This window comes from Nocardia sp. NPDC055050, from assembly GCF_053608345.1.
Window position 1 is genome coordinate 176,578 of record NZ_JBSGVG010000009.1, and the last position, 16,693, is coordinate 193,270.

Sequence of the window (16,693 nt, forward strand, 5' to 3'; positions counted from 1 at the left end):
CCATAGTTGTGTGTGGCGTCACATCAGCGCTGTTCAGCGGGCACACCGGGTGTGTAAACAAATGTAAACCGCGGGAGAACCAGTCGTTTCCGAAGCATCACCGCCCGCCTGTCGACGCACCCCCCGATCACCGCGTTCGGCCAGCTCGCGGCCCGTTCACCCTGGTGAGCCCTCGATCGCGGGCGTCGTCGCGAACCTCCCCCGTGACCACGACATTGCGCCGACCTCACAGCTCACCGCGGCCCGAATCCGGATGTGAAAAGTTCGTTTTGCCGAAGGAGCCCGCCTCCTTACAGTTTTCCCCAACAGCCCGATTTCACAGCTCGAAGGGGGCGTCGTGGTTAATTCGCGCACGCAAGGTCCGTCGCCCGCCGATTTCGGCGACACATTGCTGAACCTCGGTAAGTATTTCCAGCGGGGCGAGGTATCGCCCGACAACCGGTCCGTCTACAAGGTCGGTGGTCGCGATGCCGACGAGTTCTACCGCGACCGCTGGTCGCACGACAAGGTGGTGCGCTCCACCCACGGCGTGAACTGCACCGGCTCGTGCTCCTGGAAGATCTACGTCAAGGACGGCGTGATCACCTGGGAGTCCCAGCAGACCGACTACCCGTCGGTGGGTTCGGACAAGCCCGAGTACGAGCCGCGCGGCTGCCCCCGTGGCGCGTCTTTCTCCTGGTACACCTACTCCCCGGCCCGCGTGCGCTACCCGTATGTGCGTGGCACGCTGCTCGACCTGTACCGCAAGGCCAAGGCCGAGCTCAAGGACCCGGTGCTGGCGTGGGAGTCCATCGTCGAGGACCCGGTCAAGGCCAAGGCCTACAAGACCGCGCGCGGCAAGGGTGGTTTCGTCCGCGCCGAATGGTGGGAAGCCGCCGAAATCGCCGCCGCCGCGCATGTTTACACGATCAAGCAGTACGGCCCCGACCGGGTGGCCGGCTTCTCGCCGATCCCGGCGATGTCGATGGTCAGCCATGCCACGGGCGCGCGCTTCGTGTCGCTGATCGGCGGCTACATGCTGTCGTTCTACGACTGGTACGCCGACCTGCCGGTGGCCTCGCCGCAGGTCTTCGGTGACCAGACCGACGTGCCGGAGTCGGCCGACTGGTTCGACGCGGGCTACCTCATCATGTGGGGCTCCAACGTCCCGGTGACCCGCACCCCCGACGCGCACTACATGACCGAGGCGCGCTACCGCGGCCAGAAGGTCGTGGTGGTCTCCCCCGACTACGCCGACAACACCAAGTTCGCCGACGAATGGGTGGCCGCGCGGCCCGGTACCGATGCCGCGCTGGCGATGTCGATGGGCCACGTGGTGCTCAAGGAGTTCTTCATCGAGAAGCAGACTCCGATGTTCACCGACTACATCAAGTCCTTCACCGATCTGCCGTACCTGATCTGCCTCGACGAGGCGGCAGATCAGGACGGCGCCCTTCCCGGCAAGTTCCTCACCGCCGCCGATCTCGGGCATACCGGCGAAGGCGTCGAACACAAGCCGGTCCTGCTCGACCAGGCGGGCAACCCGGTGGTGCCCAACGGCTCGCTGGGGCACCGCTTCGGCGAGGGCGACGCGGGCAAGTGGAACCTCGACCTCGAGGGTGTCGACCCACTGCTCACGCTGCTCGGTCATTCCGACGACGCACCGGCCACGATCGCGCTGCCGCGTTTCGACACCGACGTCGCCGGGTCGATCATTCGTGGTGTTCCGACGAAGATCGTCGCGGGCAAGCGCGTCACCACAGTCTTCGACCTGCTGCTCGCCCAGTACGGTGTCGGCCGCGACGGTCTGCCGGGCGAGTGGGCGAAGGGTTATGACGACGCCGAGTCGCCGTACACCCCGGCCTGGCAGGAGGCCATCACCGGCGTTCCCGCCGTGCAGGCCGCTCGCATCGGACGCGAATTCGCCGACAACGCCGAACGTTCCGGCGGTCGCTCGATGATCCTGATGGGCGCGGGCACCAACCACTGGTTCCACTCCGATCAGATCTACCGTGCCTTCTTCACCCTCACGCTGCTCACCGGCTGTCAGGGTAAGAACGGTGGTGGCTGGGCCCACTACGTCGGCCAGGAGAAGTGCCGTCCCGTCACCGGTTGGGCCACCTTGGCGTCGGCGAGTGACTGGCAGCGCCCGCCGCGTCAGATGCAGGGCACCGTGTTCTGGTACCTCACCAATGATCAGTGGCGCTACGACCCGTTCACCTCGGACTCGTTCGCCTCGCCGCTGGGCAAGGGCAAGTTCGCCGGTCGCACCGCGGCCGACAACATCGCCCTGGCGAGTCGTCTCGGCTGGATGCCCAGCTACCCGACGTTCAACCGCAACCCCCTCGACCTCGCCGACGAGGCTGCCGAAGCGGGCAAGACCCCCGCCGAGCACGTCGTCGACGGTTTGAAATCCGGCGACCTGCGCTTCGCCTGTGAGGACCCCGACGCACCGGAGAACTTCCCGCGCGTGCTCACCGTGTGGCGCGCGAACCTGCTCGGTTCCTCGGGCAAGGGCAACGAGTACTTCCAGAAGCATCTGCTCGGCTGCGGCTCCAACCTGCAGACCACCGATGCGACCGGGGTGCGCCCGCAGGAACTGGAATGGCGCGAGGAAGGCGCTGAGGGCAAGCTGGATCTGCTGCTCGCACTGGACTTCCGGATGACCAGCACCACGCTGTTCGCCGACATCGTGCTCCCCGCCGCCACCTGGTACGAGAAGCACGACCTGTCCTCGACCGACATGCACCCGTTCGTGCACGCGTTCTCCCCCGCCATCTCCCCGCCGTGGGAGGCCAAGACCGACTTCGAGGCGTTCCACCGGATCGCGCGTGGTTTCTCCTGGCTGGCCGAAAAGCATCTGGGCACCCGCAAGGACATCGTCGCGGTGCCGTTGCAGCACGACTCCCCCGATGCGCTCGCGCAGGCCGGCGGCAAGGTGCTGGACTGGAAAGCCGGTGAGTGCGAACCGATTCCGGGCAAGACCATGCCCAAGATCGTGGAGATCGAACGCGACTACACCAAGATCGCGGAGAAGCTGGCCGCGCTCGGGCCGCTGGTGGAGAAGCTCGGTCTGACGACCAAGGGCGTCACCACCTTCCCCGAGGAAGAAGTGGCGTACCTGGCCGGACAGAACGGCACCATCGTCTCCGGCATAGCCGCGGGCAGGCCGTCGCTGGCCAAGGACACCCACGCCGCCGAGGCCATCCTGTCGCTGTCGGGCACCACCAACGGCCGCCTGGCCGTCGAAGGGTTCGAGGCGCTCGAGCGGCGTACCGGCACCGAACTGGTCGACCTCGCGAAAGAGGCCGAGGGCAAGCGGATCACCTTCGCCGACACCCAGGCTCGCCCGGTGCCGGTGATCACCTCGGCGGAATGGTCGGGCTCGGAATCCGGGGGACGCCGGTACTCGCCGTTCACCATCAATGTCGAGCGGCACAAGCCGTGGCACACCCTCACCGGTCGCCAGCACTTCTACCTCGACCACGACTGGATGATCGAACTCGGCGAGCAACTGCCGATCTTCCGTCCACCGCTCGACATGTCGGCGCTGTTCGCGGAGCCGAGCATCGGCAACGTGAGCGGCAACGGACTGACGGTGCGGTACCTGACCCCGCACTCCAAGTGGTCGATCCACTCCGCCTACCAGGACAACCTGCACATGCTGACGCTCTCGCGCGGCGGTCAGACGATCTGGATGTCGGACGTCGACGCGAAGAAGATCGGGGTGGCGGACAACGATTGGATCGAGGCGATCAACCGCAACGGCGTGGTCGTGGCCCGCGCGATCGTCTCGCACCGCATGCCAGAGGGCACGGTCTTCATGTACCACGCCCAGGACCGCGCGGTCGACGTGCCGCGCATCGAAGGCGCCGAGGACACCACCAAGGAGGCCAAGGGCAAGCGCGGCGGTATCCACAACGCGCTCACCCGGGTGCTGATCAAGCCCTCGCACCTGATCGGCGGCTACGCCCAGCAGTCCTTCGCCCTGAACTACCACGGCCCCACCGGAAACCAGCGTGACGAAGTCACGACAATCCGTCGCCGCAACCAGAACGTGGAGTACTGACATGCGCGTTATGGCTCAACTCGCCATGGTCATGAACCTGGACAAGTGCATCGGCTGCCACACCTGCTCGGTCACCTGCAAGCAGGCCTGGACCAACCGTGGTGGTACCGAGTACGTCTGGTTCAACAATGTGGAAACCCGTCCGGGACAGGGTTATCCGCGCCAGTACGAGGACCAGGAGAAGTGGAAGGGCGGCTGGACGCTCAACAAGCGCGGCAAGCTGACCCTGAAGTCGGGCTCGCGGTTCAAGCGCCTGATGAACATCTTCGCCAACCCGGATCTGCCCACGGTCGCCGACTACTACGAGCCGTGGAGCTACGACTACGACAACCTGCTGTCGTCGCCGCCCATGGACACCACCCCGGTGGCGCGGCCCAAGTCGCTGATCACCGGCGAGGACACCAAGGTCACCTGGGGCGCGAACTGGGACGACGATCTGGGTTCGGGTCCGGAGCAGGTCGCCAAGGACCCCTTGCTCGGCAAGCTCGAGACCAAGGTGAAACTGGAGTTCGAAGAGACCTTCATGTTCTACCTGCCGCGCATCTGCGAGCACTGCCTGAACCCCTCGTGCGCCGCGTCGTGCCCCTCCGGCGCGATCTACAAGCGCGAGGAAGACGGCATCGTGCTCGTCGACCAGGACAAGTGCCGTGGTTGGCGCCAGTGCATCACCGGCTGCCCGTACAAGAAGATCTACTTCAATCACAAGACGGGCAAGGCGGAGAAGTGCACCTTCTGCTACCCGCGCGTGGAGGTCGGCATCCCGACCGTGTGCTCGGAGACCTGCGTCGGGCGGCTGCGCTACATCGGCGTGATGCTCTACGACGCCGACGCGGTGCTCGAAGCGGCCCAGGTCACCGATCCGCAGGACCTCTACACCTCGCAGCTGGGCGTGTTCCTCAACCCGCACGACCCGCGCGTGATCGCCGAAGCCGAGAAGGCCGGGATCTCCCCGGAATGGATTCAGGCCGCCCAGGATTCGCCGGTCTACAAGCTGATCGTGGACTACCAGCTGGCGCTGCCGCTGCATCCGGAATACCGCACCATGCCGATGGTCTGGTATGTGCCGCCGCTGTCGCCGGTGGTGGACGTGCTCAGCGAGACCGGCCACGACGGCGAGGACGCGGGCAACCTGTTCGGCGCCATCGACGCGCTGCGCATCCCGATCGAGTACCTGGCCGAGCTGTTCACCGCCGGTGAGATCGGCCCGGTGCGCTCGTCGCTGCAACGGCTGGCCGGGATGCGGGCGTTCATGCGGTCGGTCAACCTCGGCGAGGAACCCGAGGCCGGTATCGCGCCGTCGATCGGGCTCGAGCCCGAGGAGATCGAGGCCATGTACCGGCTGCTCGCCATCGCCAAGTACGAGCACCGGTACGTGATCCCGATGGGCGCGACATCCAAGGCGCACGAACTGGATTCGCTGGCCACCGGGTGCAGTCTCGACACCGACGGCGGACCGGGCATGACCGCGTTCGACCAGGTCGTCGAGAAGTTCTCGCTCTCCGACACCAATCAGGCCGCGCCGGAGGAGAAGTCGGGCCGGATCAACCTGCTCAACTGGGACGGGCGCAGCACCAGTGGACTCGTGCCGACCACGAACGGCAACGGGGGTACCGGCAACGGCGCCGGTAACGGCAACGGCAGCAACGGCGCTGCCGTCGCCGACTCGCCCGTGAGCGGTGTCGCGCCATGAGTCTGCTCTCCATCCGCAAACGGCCCGAACCGGTGACGGCGATGCCCGAGCACGACCGCAGGGTCGTGTGGCGGCTGGCCGCGCTGCTGCTGGACTACCCGGGCGAGCAGACCTTCGCGATGCTCGACCAATTGTCCGGCGCCGCAGCGCAATTGCCCGACGAGGTGCAGGCGCACTTCGCCGCGCTGCTGGCCTATCTGCGCGACACCCCGGCGATCGAGGTGGCGCAGAGCTACGTCGAGACCTTCGACATGCGCCGCCGCGCCAGCCTGCACCTGACGTTCTACGCCTTCGGCGACACCCGCAAACGCGGCATGGCACTGCTGCGGTTCAAGCACGCCTACCGCCAGGCCGGGGTGGAACTCGGCGACGAGGAACTGCCCGACCACCTGCCGGTGCTGCTGGAATTCGCCGCCACCATCGACCCGATCGGCGGCGAACGCCTGCTCGGCGAGCACGTCCCGGTCATGGAGCTGCTGCGACTGTCGCTGGGCGACAACAACTCTCCCTACAGCGGCGTCCTCGCCGCGGTGCTCACCACCTTGCCGCCGGTGACCACCGCCGACCGCAGGCGCATCGCCGAACTCGCCGCCCAGGGTCCGCCCGAGGAAGAGGTCGGCCTAGAACCCTTCGCCATGGACCCCGCCCTCTTCGAAGCAACAGAAGGCCGCCGATGAACGCAACCATCCCCCTGCCCGAAGGCCTGTGGCTGATCCTGCCCTATATCGCGGCGACGTCCTTTGTGCTGGGCCATGTCTGGCGCTACCGCTTCGACCAGTTCGGCTGGACCACCCGGTCTTCGCAGATCTATGAGTCCAAGCTGCTGCAACTGGGCAGCCCGCTGTTCCACTTCGGCATGCTCGGGGTGTTCGGCGGGCACGTGATGGGTCTGCTGATTCCCGAATCCTGGACCTCGGCGATCGGCATCTCCGAGCACGCGTACCACATCGTCGCGGTCGGCGCGGGGTCGATCGCGGGCCTGATGGTCGTGCTCGGCGTGGCCATCCTGTGCTACCGCCGCATCGCCATCCCCGCCGTGCGCAAGAACACCAGCCGCAACGACGTCATGATGTACACGCTGCTGACCTTGGCCCTGGTCACCGGTCTGCTCAACACCTGGGGTTCCAACCTGCTGTGGGGCACCTACAACTACCGCACCACGGTCTCCCCCTGGTTCCGCAGCCTGTTCTCGATCAACCCCGAACCGGGTCTGATGGTCGGCGTCCCCTGGACCTTCCAACTCCACGGCCTCGTCGTTCTCGCACTGATCGCGGCCTGGCCCTACACCCGGCTGGTCCACATGTTCAGCGCCCCCATCGGCTACCTCACCCGCCCCTACATCGTCTACCGCCGCAAGGAAGTGGACACCAAGGACAAGACCCGCTTCGCGAAAGCTTGGGACGCCCCGGTCACACCCGACCGCTGGTAGTTCACAGCGCCCGTGTCACCGGCCCGCCCGCTCTCCACGCAGGCGGGCCGTTTGTCGTTTCCGCCCACTCAGCGGGAGATCCCCCATTGCCCGCAGGACTGTAACGTGTTTCACTTTTGCACATGAGCGATGTCCTCGCACCCGCCACTCTCGGTCCGCTCACCCTGCGTAACCGGGTGATCAAGGCCGCCACCTTCGAGGGGCGGACACCCGACGCACTCGTCACCGACGACCTGGTGGAGTTCCACCGGGAGGTCGCCGAAGGCGGGGTGGGGATGACGACGGTCGCCTACTGCGCGGTCGCGCCGGGCGGGCGAACCGACCGGCATCAGATCTGGATGCGCGACGAGGCCGTTCCCGGCCTGCGCAGGCTCACCGACGCGGTGCACGCCGAGGGCGCGGCGGTGAGCGCGCAACTGGGGCACGCCGGACCGGTCGCGAACGCCAAATCGAATCAGGCGCCCGCGCTGGCGCCGAGCCGGATGTTCAATCCGCTCGGGATGCGGTTCACGAAGGTGCCGGACGCGCTCGGGATCGCCGAGGTCGTCGCGGCGCACGCGCGGGCGGCGCGATTCGCCCGCGAGTCCGGGTTCGACGCCGTCGAGGTGCATCTCGGGCACAACTATCTGGCGAGCTCGTTCCTGAGTCCGATGCTCAATCGGCGCAAGGACGATTACGGTGGGTCGCTGGTCAACCGGGCGCGGGTGGCCAGGGAACTGGTCAAGGCCGTGCGTGACGCCGTCGGCGACACGATGGCCGTGACGGCCAAGCTCACCATGGAAGACGGTGTGCGCGGCGGGTTCTCGATCGAGGAGTCGCTACAGGTGGCGACCTGGTTGCAGGACGACGGCGCGATCGACGCCCTCGAACTCACCGCGGGCAGCTCCCTGCTCAATCCGATGGCGATCTTCCGCGGTGACGCGCCGCGCAAGAACTTCGCGAAGACGCTGCCGGTGCCGACGCGGTGGGGATTCCAGCTCGTCGGCAAGGGCTTCCTGCGCGAATACCCGTACCGCCCGGCCTATCTCGCCGACAAGGCGCGCCGGTTCCGCGAGGAGCTGACGCTGCCGATCATCCTGCTCGGCGGCATCACCGACCGCCCGACCGCACAGCAGGCCATCGACGACGGTTTCGATTTCGTCGCCATGGGCCGCGCCCTCCTGCGCGAACCGGACCTGATCCGCCGCTGGCACACCGATGCGACGACCCGTTCCCTGTGCACGCACTGCAACGAATGCGTGCCGACCATCTACTCACGCACGGAATGCGTGCTCCGCACCTAGCCCACGACGCGAGCTAGGCGAGGGCTTTGCGCACCGCGTCGAACCAGGCCTGGGTGCCGACGAGGCCCTTCTCGTTGTCCTTGCGGCCACCGACGAAGCCGAACAGGTCGGCGGCGTAGCGGCTCAGGACGGTGCTCTCGTTCTCCTCGAGTTCGGCGAGAACGTCGGCGTCGCCCAGCACATAGGCGACCACAGCCACCTGACCGGCGGGCCATTCGGCGCGGTGGTCGGCCCAGCCGTCGCCGCGCACGGCGCGTGCTTTGGCGAGCAGGTCCTCGCGGAGGGCGTCGCGGTCGGCGTCGGTGGGATGACGCGGTTTACCCCAGGCGATCCGTTTCGCGTCCGACATATCGAGTCCTCTCGCTGATGTGAGGTAGTCCAGCGGCGACGACCGGGTTCGGGTCGACCGCCGCCCGGTCATCAGGTGAGGGTCGCAGATCGGGGCTGGGTCGTCGCGCACCGGGTCAGGGTGCGCGACGAGTCAGCGGCGAGTACCCGGACGCGCGGCGAGCGCCGGGCGGCGGTCCTACTCCGCGCGCAGGAAGGCTCCCACTCGTTCGGTGCCGAGTACGGGATCCGCTTCGCCCTCGCCGAAGACGTAGCGGCCGTTGACGAAGACCGCGGTGACCGTGTCGTCGTTGCGGTTGACCATGCGCGACAGGTTGCCGAAGATCGCGAGGGGACTCTCCGCGTAGGCATCCAGGGTTTCGTCCAGGTGGGCGGGGTCGATGACGACCGCGTCGGCGCGATCACCCACGCGCAGGTGGCCGGTGTCCAGGCCGTACCAGTCGGCCAGTTCGCCGGTGAGGCGGTGCACCGCGTGCTCGACCGTCATGAACGGCTTGTCGCTGGTCGCGGCGTCGTTGACGCGACGGAGCAGGCGCAGACCGAAGTTGTAGAAGGCCATATTGCGCAGGTGCGCGCCCGCGTCGGAGAAGCCGAGCTGGACCGACGGGTCGGCGGCCAGGACGTCGGCCACCTCGGGTCGGTGGTTGGAGATGGTGGTGCGCCAGCGCAGCTTGTCGCCGTGTTCGACGACGAGGTCGAGGAACGCGTCGACCGGATGCAGACCCCCACGGTCGACACCGACCTCACCGAAGGTCTTGCCGATGACGGTCTCGTCGGGGCATTCGACGATGTCGGCGTCGAAGAAGTCGCGGTGCCACGCGCGCGGGCCGTACTTGTTGTCGTAGTCCTTGCGGAAGGTGCGGCGATACTCCTCGTCCTGCATGAGGTGACGCTGCTCGTCGATGTGGTCGGACAGGTGCAGAGCCGCCGCGCCGGAACCGAACTCCTCGAACACCGGCAGCGAGATGCCGTCGGAGTACACCTCGAACGGCACCGGCAGATGCTGCCAGCGGAAATTGCCGTCGAGCCCGTTGATGATCTTGCCGACGGCCGGGAACATCTTGGACGCGCCCGGCACCGCCTTCACATCGGCCGCCGACAGGAGGCTCACCTTGAGCGCGTTGCGCCACAGACCGATGCTCGACACCGCCATCGACACCAGGCTCTTGGGGTTGGTGATGTCGGGTCCGCCCTGCAACGCGCGACCGCGCTTGCGCAGGATCGTGTTGAGCCGGTGGCGTTCCTTGCTCTTGGCGTAGGTGGACGGCAGCGTCCGCGAACGGCAGGTCTCGCCGTCGAGCTTGTCGAAAAGCAGCTGCTGCGAAGACATTCCGACGAAGCCGACGTCGAGCGCGTCGGTGAGCATGCGCTCGATCTCGGCCAGCTCCGCCTCGGACGGTTTCACGTCCTTGCGGGTGGAGCGGTCCAGCCCCATCACCGCGGCCCGGATATCGGAGTGGCCGATGAAGCCGGCCAGGTTGGGCCCGAGCGGCAACTGTTCGAGCGCGTCGACGTATTCGCCTGCGGTACTCCAGGTCTGGACGTCGTTCATCGCGCCGACCACGTACTGACGCGGGATGGCCTCGACCCTGCCGAACAGGTCGCCCGCGGTCTCGCCGTCGACGTGCACGGTCGAGAGCGAACACGAGCCGAGCAGCACGGTGGTGACGCCGTGCCGCACCGACTCCGACAGCGACGGGTCGAGCAGGACTTCGACGTCGTAGTGGGTGTGGATGTCGATGATGCCGGGGATCACCCATTTGCCGGTCGCGTCGACGACGCGGGAACAGCCGGTCTCGTCGAGCGGGGTCTCCGAGATCTCGGCGATCTTGCCGTCGGTGATGCCGAGGTGACGAACCGCGGACGGGGCGCCGGTGCCGTCGAACCAACGGGCACCCTTGATGATGCTGTCGAACATGGTGTGACCCCTCTTAGATCGCGAGCTCGCGCCTGGTGACTTTACCGGTCGCGTTGCGCGGCAGCGCGTCCGAAGTGATCCGCCACCGGGCGGGCACCTTGAAATAGGCGAGGCGATCGGCGACGAAGGCGCTCAGTTCCGCCGGGTCCACCGCCCCTGGTTCGGCGACGACGATCGCCGCCACTTCCTGGCCGAGATCGGGGTGGGCGACGCCGAAGACCGCGCAGTCGCTGACGGCCGGATGTTCGACGAGCACGTTCTCGATCTCGGTGGGATACACGTTCTCGCCGCCGCGCAGGATCAGGTCGGTGCGCCTGCCCGACACGGTGAGTCTGCCGTTGTCCATCGTGCCGAAATCACCGGAGCGCAACCAGCGTTGGTCGTCGATCGAGGCCGCTGTCGCCGCGTCGTCGTTCCAGTAGCCGAGCATGACGTAGGGACTGCGGATGCAGATCTCGCCCTCCTCACCCTCGCCGAGCGCGTTGCCCTCGGCGTCGCGGATCTCCACTGCCACCCCGATGATCGGCCTGCCGACCGAGGCGTCGTCCGCGGCCAGGTCCAGCGGGGTGGCGACCGTCGCCGCGGTGCCGCTCTCGGTGAGGCCGTAGCTGGTGGTCAGCGAGAACTGCAGGGCCGGGATCTTCTCGCGCAGGCTGGCGAGCAGCGCGGGCGAGGACGGCGCGGAGTTCAGCGAGAGCGCGCTCAGCGAGGACAGATCGTGCTGGGCCACATCGTGTTCCAGCAGGCGCGACGCCATGGTCGGCACCGCGGCCCAGTTGGTGACCTTCTCGCGCTCGACCAGGCTCAGGACGCGGCCGACCTCGAACGCCCCGTGGGGGAACACCGCCGCCGCACCGGTCAGCAAGCGCGGGATGACGAGGTTGTGCAGGCTGGCGATGTGGAACAGCGGCGCGGTGACCAGGTAGCGGCGATCGCTGGGAGCATCCCCGGGCTCCTGACCCATGAACGCGGCCATCATGGCGTCGGTGAAACGGTGGTAGTCACTGATCGCCACCATGTTTCGCTGCGAATGGACAACACCCTTGGGCCTGCCGCTGGTCCCGCTGGTGTAGAGGATCACGGCCGGATCGTCTTCGTCGACCGGTGTGCTGGGGATCTCGCCGCCGCCGAACTCGGCGATCAGGGCGGGCAGATCCTCGTCCATGGTCAGGACGGGCAGGTCGGTGCCGGTCTCGGCCAGCAGCGCAGCCCTTTTCGCGTCGGCGACGACGACGGTCGGAGTGGTGTGGCCGAGCCCGTAGGCGATCTCCGGCGGCGCCCACCAGGCGTTGTAGCCGACCGGGATCGCGCCGAGACACTGCGCGGCCCAGAACGCGATCACCCAGTCCGGGCCGTTGGCGGCCAGGATGCCCACGCGATCGCCCTTGCCGACGCCGTACCTGGCGGCCAGGGCGGTGGCCAGCGCACCCGCGGCCGCGGCGTGCTCGGTGAAGGAGATCCGGCGGTCCTCGGTGACGAGGTAGTCGCGCTCGCCCCACTTGCGCGAGTGCTCCAATAGTTCGCGCAGGTTGGCACGGCGATGGGCGAGGACCGGAATCGGCACGCCGAGAACGGGTTCGACGGTCATCTCGAACGGCGCGCCCAGCGCGGTCAGGCCCGCAGCCACCTTGGCCACGAATTCCTGTGGGTCTACAGCGTTGGTCATGTTCTTCTCCATCAAGGAATGAGGACGGCGCGGCCGCGGATCGCGCCGGAGTCGAGTCGGTCGAAGGCGGTGCGGGCATCGGCCAGGTCGAACCGCTCGACCTGAGCGCGGAGCTTGCCCGCGGCGGCCAAGGCCACAGAATCTATGAGGTCGGACCTGGTGCCGCCGTAGGACTTTCGTACCGTGGCACCCCAGGGCAGACCGGGTCCGCCCGCCGGGCCCGAGTCGATGCCGGTGGCGCCGCCGCCGAGACCCACCAGCCGGACAGCACCGTTAGGGGCTACGGATTCGACGGCGACCTTGACGGTGGGGTCGGTGCCGACGAAGTCGAACACCGCCTCCGCACCGCGTCCGCCGGTGAGCTCCAAGATCGTGGCCGCGGTGTTCTCGTCGGCCTTGAGCACGATGTCGGCGCCGCATTCGGTGGCCAGGGCGAGCTTGTCGGCGTCCACGTCGACGGCGATCACGGTGGTTTCGGTGAGTGCCTTCAACAACTGCACCGCCACGTGACCCAGTCCACCGATCCCGATGGCGACCGCGGTGGCGCCGGGCCACAGCTGGTCCATGGCGCCGCGAATGGCGTGCATCGGCGTCAGGGCCGCGTCAGCGAGCGGCGCGGCGTGGGCGAAGTCGAGTTCGTCGGCGATCGGCACGAACGAGCGCACCGGGATGCGGACGTACTCGGCCATGCCACCGTCGGGGCCGAGGCCGGGGCACGGCGGCATCGCGGTGCGACCGGCGGCCAGGCAGACATTCTCGTTGCCGCGCAGGCACTCCCGGCATTCACCGCACGACCAGCACAGGTACACGATCCCGCGTTCGCCGACGCTGCGACCTTCCACCCCCGAGCCGACCGCCTCGATGGTGCCCGCGATCTCGTGGCCCAACGTCAAGGGCTTCTCGCTCATCGGGAACGGCAGGCTCAGCACGAACGAATCCGAATGGCAGATCCCCGCCGCGCCGACCCGCAGCAGCAGATCGCCGGGGCCGAGTTCGGGTACGGGCACCGTCCGTAGTTCGAGAGTGCCCGGCGCCGTCAACTGCATCGCGCGCATGGTCATCGGGCGTCTCCTACCGCGTCGAAGGTGGCCTTCAGATAGCTGTCGCACCGATCGGAACCGATCAGTCCGGTCGCCATGCGATTCATGGTGTAGGCGAAGGTGATTCGGCGATCCAGGTCGTTGACGACCATCGAGCCGCCGTACCCGGCCCACCAGCAGACCCGCCCGTCGGGGATGTGCGGGAACGTCTCCGGTCGTGGCAGCCCGTAGCCGATGCCGAAACGCAGCGGAGCCAGCAGCGCCAGGTCGATGCCGTCGGCCTGCTCGCGGAAGATCAGCTCGATTGTCGCGGGCGAGAGGAACTGCCTGCCGCTCAGCTCGCCGCCGTTGGCGATCAGCGACTGGATGCGGGCCACCGAGCGCGCGTTGCCGTGCCCGTTGGTGCCGCCGATCTCGGCCTCTCGCCAGGCCGGCGTGGCGGTTTCGGAGACCTCGAGCCAGGGACTGGTGAGCGTCTTGATCAGGACACTGTCCTGATCGAGGATCGACAGGTCGAAGTCCGGCAGCTCCGGCGGGACCAGGGTGGCGATCCGGTCGGCGTGCTCGGGACCGGTGCCGATGTGGAAATCGGCGCCCAAGGGCCCGGCCAGCTCGTCGGCGAAGAACGTGCCGAGCGAACGACCGGTGATGCGGCGCACGAGTTCGCCGACGAGATGGCCGTAGTTGATGGCGTGATAGCCCGAGGCGGTGCCCGGCTCCCACCAGGGCGCCTGCGTCGCCAGCCGGGCGGCGGCGGCATCGGTGTCGTAGATGTCGGACAGTTCGATCGGCTTGTCCCAGCCCGAGACGCCGGAGGTGTGCGAGAGCAGGTGCCGAACTTCGATGTCGGCCTTGCCGTTCGCCGCGAATTCGGGCCAGTAGTGGGCCACCCGCTGGTCGACATCGAGTTCACCACGGTCGACCAGCAGCAGGGCACACAGCGCCGTCATCGTCTTGGTGACCGAGAAGACGTTCACCAAGGTGTCGGCCGCCCACGCGGTGGTCTGCTCCGGGTCGGCGTAGCCACCCCACAGATCGAGCACCGGATCGCCGTCGACGGTGACGCACAGGGCGGCGCCCAGTTCGGCGCCGGAGGCGAGGTGTTCGTCGAAGGCCGCACGCACACCGGCGAATTCGTCACGGCAGAAGCCCGAAGAAGTGCTCATCGCGCCACCTCGGCGGTCACCCGAGCGGGCACCGGCAACGTATTGCCCGCGGCGGCGGCACGTTTCGCGCCGCGCTCGAGCTCCTTGGTCATCGAGCGCACGTACGGCTCGAATTCGGTCTGGATGGTGTGGCGGGGCGAATCGTAATAGCGTCCGGTGCGTTTGGCCTCCTGCGCGCCGAGCACCTCGTCGATCTGCTCGCGCGGGGGCAGGTGATAGCGGCCGGTCAGGTAAGCCGCCACCAGCTTGCTCTGCTGCTCGGCGAAGTTCACCAGCGTCGGCATCGGCTGGGCCAGACCGAGATAGAACAGGTTGTCCACGCCGGGCTTCATCATCATCTGGTACAGCGGGAACCGATTGGCCGCATCGGGTACCAACTCGGCGTCGGCGAAGAACGGAAAACTGATGTGGTAGCCGGTGGCACACACGATCACGTCGACCTGCTCGGTGGTGCCGTCGGCGAAATACACGGTGTCGCCGTCCAATCGGGTGATCGCGGGCTTGCACTCCACGTCACCGCAGCCGGCCCGGTGCAGGAATTCCTCACTCGCCGACGGATGCGCCTCGAACGGCTCGTGATCCGGCGTCGGCAGTCCATAGGTCGACATCTCGCCGCGGTTCTTGCGCACGAAGCGCTGTTTGAGTTTGAGCGCGATCCTGTCGGGAATCCACGCGGGCATCGACGCACGGTCGCCCACTTGCCCGTTGACGTACTTGGGCAGCACCCACACGCCGCGACGGGCGGAGACGAACAGCTTCGAGGCGATGAATCGCTGGGACAGTTCCGAGGCGATATCGAGCCCGGAGTTGCCCATGCCCACCACGACGATCCGCTTGCCGCGCATGTCGATCGGGTCGAACGGGTCGTTGTAGGCGTGGCTGTGCATGAGCACGCCGTCGAATTCGCCGGGGTAGTCCGGGAATCGGGGGTTCCAGTGGTGGCCGTTGCACACGATCAGCGCGTCGTAGATTTCGGTGTCGCCCGCCGCTGTCGTGACCCGCCACAGGCCCGCGTCGTCACGCTCGGCCGAGGTGACCAGGCTGTTGAACCGAATACTGTCGCGCAGGCCGAAGTGGTCGACGTAGTCCTTGAAGTACTGCAGCAGCTGCGAGTGATGCGGGAAGTGCGGCCAATCCGCCGGGGCCGGGAAGTCCTCGAACTGCAGGCGGTACTTCGAGGTATCGATGTGCAGGCTCTGATAGCACGCCGACATGCCGTTGGGATTCTTGAAGTACCAGTTGCCACCGACCTCGTCGGACGCCTCGTAGCAGTCGAACGGAATTCCGTTCTCGGCAAGCCGTTTGGCGGCGGTGATACCCGAAGGTCCGGCGCCGATGACGCAGACCTTGGGTAATTCGCGTGTATCCATGCACAACTCCTCCAGCGGCCTCGGTCATCGATGACCATGCCGTGACGTGGACCACAGGATAACGTCTCACTAGACATCATGTCCAGTGAATGGGCTGATCGTCTAAGATGACCTCATGACGACCGAACCCGCCCGCCGTGGCTCGCTCCGCGAGGAACAGAAGCGCCTGACGAAGGCCCGGATCGTCGAGACCGCACGCACCCTGTTCGAGACGCAGGGCTACTCCGATGTCCGCGTCGACGACATCGCCGCCGCCGTCGGCTGCAGCCGGGCGACCTTCTACCTGCACTTCACGAGCAAAGGCGAGGTGCTGCGCGCCATCGCCCAGGAAGGCACCCTCGCCAGCGTCCGGGATTTCTACGCCGACCTGGACCGGGTGCTCACCATCGGCTCCCGAGAGTCGTTCGCGGACTGGATGACTCGCGCGATCGACTGGTTCTTCACGAACAAGGACATGCTCCCGGCCTGGGACGAAGCCACCGCGCTCGAACCGGAATTCCGCGCGGTGGCGCGCGAGGGCATCATGACCCTGGCCGACACCATGCCCGCCTATCTCGCCCGCTGGCCCGAGCACCGCCGCGACGAGGCCCGGCTGCGGATCGAACTGCTCGTCGCCCAGCTCGAGCGGTTCTTCACCCGCTGGGCGATGCAGGGCACCATCGACGTCTCGGCCACGCAGGCCGCGGCGGTGCTCACCGATGTCTGGTTTCCGGCCCTCCAGGCGCCGGACTGAGA

12 protein-coding genes are annotated in these 16,693 nt (G+C 67.3%); 6 read left to right on the top strand and 6 right to left on the bottom strand.

Features of this window, described 5'->3' with window-relative positions; genetic code table 11:
• The first annotated feature begins 337 nt into the window (after positions 1-337).
• The 5 genes from ACWGCN_RS12270 (at position 338) to ACWGCN_RS12290 (ending at position 8,450) form a co-directional block, all read left to right on the top strand.
• Positions 338-4,048, top strand: coding sequence for a nitrate reductase subunit alpha (locus ACWGCN_RS12270; RefSeq protein ID WP_452458081.1), 3,711 nt, complete (start codon positions 338-340; stop codon positions 4,046-4,048).
• Between the two features lie 10 nt (positions 4,049-4,058).
• The gene (gene narH / locus ACWGCN_RS12275; protein ID WP_378991622.1) at positions 4,059-5,738 is read left to right on the top strand and encodes a nitrate reductase subunit beta; all 1,680 of its coding nucleotides are present in this window, start codon (positions 4,059-4,061) and stop codon (positions 5,736-5,738) included.
• Positions 5,735-6,415 carry a nitrate reductase molybdenum cofactor assembly chaperone gene (narJ, locus tag ACWGCN_RS12280; RefSeq protein ID WP_378991305.1) on the top strand — a complete coding sequence of 227 codons (681 nt, stop codon included), beginning with the start codon at positions 5,735-5,737 and terminating at the stop codon, positions 6,413-6,415. Before narH ends, narJ begins: the two co-directional genes overlap by 4 nt.
• Entirely contained in the window at positions 6,412-7,167 is a 756-nt protein-coding gene (gene narI / locus ACWGCN_RS12285) for a respiratory nitrate reductase subunit gamma (protein ID WP_378991304.1), read from the top strand. Before narJ ends, narI begins: the two co-directional genes overlap by 4 nt.
• Before the next feature lie 122 nt (positions 7,168-7,289).
• Positions 7,290-8,450 carry an NADH:flavin oxidoreductase gene (locus ACWGCN_RS12290; protein WP_378632789.1) on the top strand — a complete coding sequence of 387 codons (1,161 nt, stop codon included), beginning with the start codon at positions 7,290-7,292 and terminating at the stop codon, positions 8,448-8,450.
• Between the two features lie 13 nt (positions 8,451-8,463).
• Here ACWGCN_RS12290 and ACWGCN_RS12295 read toward each other — a convergent pair whose 3' ends face one another.
• The 6 genes from ACWGCN_RS12295 to ACWGCN_RS12320 form a co-directional block, all read right to left on the bottom strand.
• A complete protein-coding gene (locus ACWGCN_RS12295) occupies positions 8,464-8,799 on the bottom strand; it encodes a hypothetical protein (RefSeq protein WP_387447066.1) in 336 nt (111 codons plus the stop codon).
• 177 nt (positions 8,800-8,976) lie between these two features.
• Entirely contained in the window at positions 8,977-10,716 is a 1,740-nt protein-coding gene (locus tag ACWGCN_RS12300) for an N-acyl-D-amino-acid deacylase family protein (protein ID WP_452458080.1), read from the bottom strand.
• 13 nt (positions 10,717-10,729) lie between these two features.
• Positions 10,730-12,382 carry a class I adenylate-forming enzyme family protein gene (locus ACWGCN_RS12305; protein ID WP_452458079.1) on the bottom strand — a complete coding sequence of 551 codons (1,653 nt, stop codon included), beginning with the start codon at positions 12,380-12,382 and terminating at the stop codon, positions 10,730-10,732.
• A gap of 11 nt (positions 12,383-12,393) precedes the next feature.
• Positions 12,394-13,437, bottom strand: a complete 1,044-nt coding sequence (locus ACWGCN_RS12310) for an NAD(P)-dependent alcohol dehydrogenase (protein WP_452458087.1) — start codon at positions 13,435-13,437, stop codon at positions 12,394-12,396.
• A 2-nt stretch (positions 13,438-13,439) separates the two neighbouring features.
• On the bottom strand, positions 13,440-14,588 hold the full coding sequence (locus ACWGCN_RS12315; RefSeq protein ID WP_449964049.1) for a serine hydrolase domain-containing protein: 1,149 nt from the start codon (positions 14,586-14,588) through the stop codon (positions 13,440-13,442).
• Entirely contained in the window at positions 14,585-15,958 is a 1,374-nt protein-coding gene (locus ACWGCN_RS12320; protein WP_452458078.1) for a flavin-containing monooxygenase, read from the bottom strand. Before ACWGCN_RS12320 ends, ACWGCN_RS12315 begins: the two co-directional genes overlap by 4 nt.
• Before the next feature lie 115 nt (positions 15,959-16,073).
• Here ACWGCN_RS12320 and ACWGCN_RS12325 point away from each other — a divergent pair, with 115 nt between their 5' ends.
• Positions 16,074-16,691: a TetR/AcrR family transcriptional regulator gene (locus ACWGCN_RS12325; RefSeq protein WP_378704287.1), complete on the top strand. Its 618-nt coding sequence runs from the start codon at positions 16,074-16,076 to the stop codon at positions 16,689-16,691.
• Positions 16,692-16,693 lie beyond the last annotated feature (2 nt).

Coding starts and splice junctions, on each gene's coding strand:
- narH (WP_378991622.1), top strand. CDS start 4,059: ATGGCTCAACTCGCCATGGTCATGAACCTGGACAAGTGCATCGGCTGC.
- narJ (WP_378991305.1), top strand. CDS start 5,735: ATGAGTCTGCTCTCCATCCGCAAACGGCCCGAACCGGTGACGGCGATG.
- narI (WP_378991304.1), top strand. CDS start 6,412: ATGAACGCAACCATCCCCCTGCCCGAAGGCCTGTGGCTGATCCTGCCC.
- ACWGCN_RS12290 (WP_378632789.1), top strand. CDS start 7,290: ATGAGCGATGTCCTCGCACCCGCCACTCTCGGTCCGCTCACCCTGCGT.
- ACWGCN_RS12295 (WP_387447066.1), bottom strand. CDS start 8,799: ATGTCGGACGCGAAACGGATCGCCTGGGGTAAACCGCGTCATCCCACC.
- ACWGCN_RS12300 (WP_452458080.1), bottom strand. CDS start 10,716: ATGTTCGACAGCATCATCAAGGGTGCCCGTTGGTTCGACGGCACCGGC.
- ACWGCN_RS12305 (WP_452458079.1), bottom strand. CDS start 12,382: ATGACCAACGCTGTAGACCCACAGGAATTCGTGGCCAAGGTGGCTGCG.
- ACWGCN_RS12310 (WP_452458087.1), bottom strand. CDS start 13,437: ATGCGCGCGATGCAGTTGACGGCGCCGGGCACTCTCGAACTACGGACG.
- ACWGCN_RS12315 (WP_449964049.1), bottom strand. CDS start 14,588: ATGAGCACTTCTTCGGGCTTCTGCCGTGACGAATTCGCCGGTGTGCGT.
- ACWGCN_RS12320 (WP_452458078.1), bottom strand. CDS start 15,958: ATGGATACACGCGAATTACCCAAGGTCTGCGTCATCGGCGCCGGACCT.
- ACWGCN_RS12325 (WP_378704287.1), top strand. CDS start 16,074: ATGACGACCGAACCCGCCCGCCGTGGCTCGCTCCGCGAGGAACAGAAG.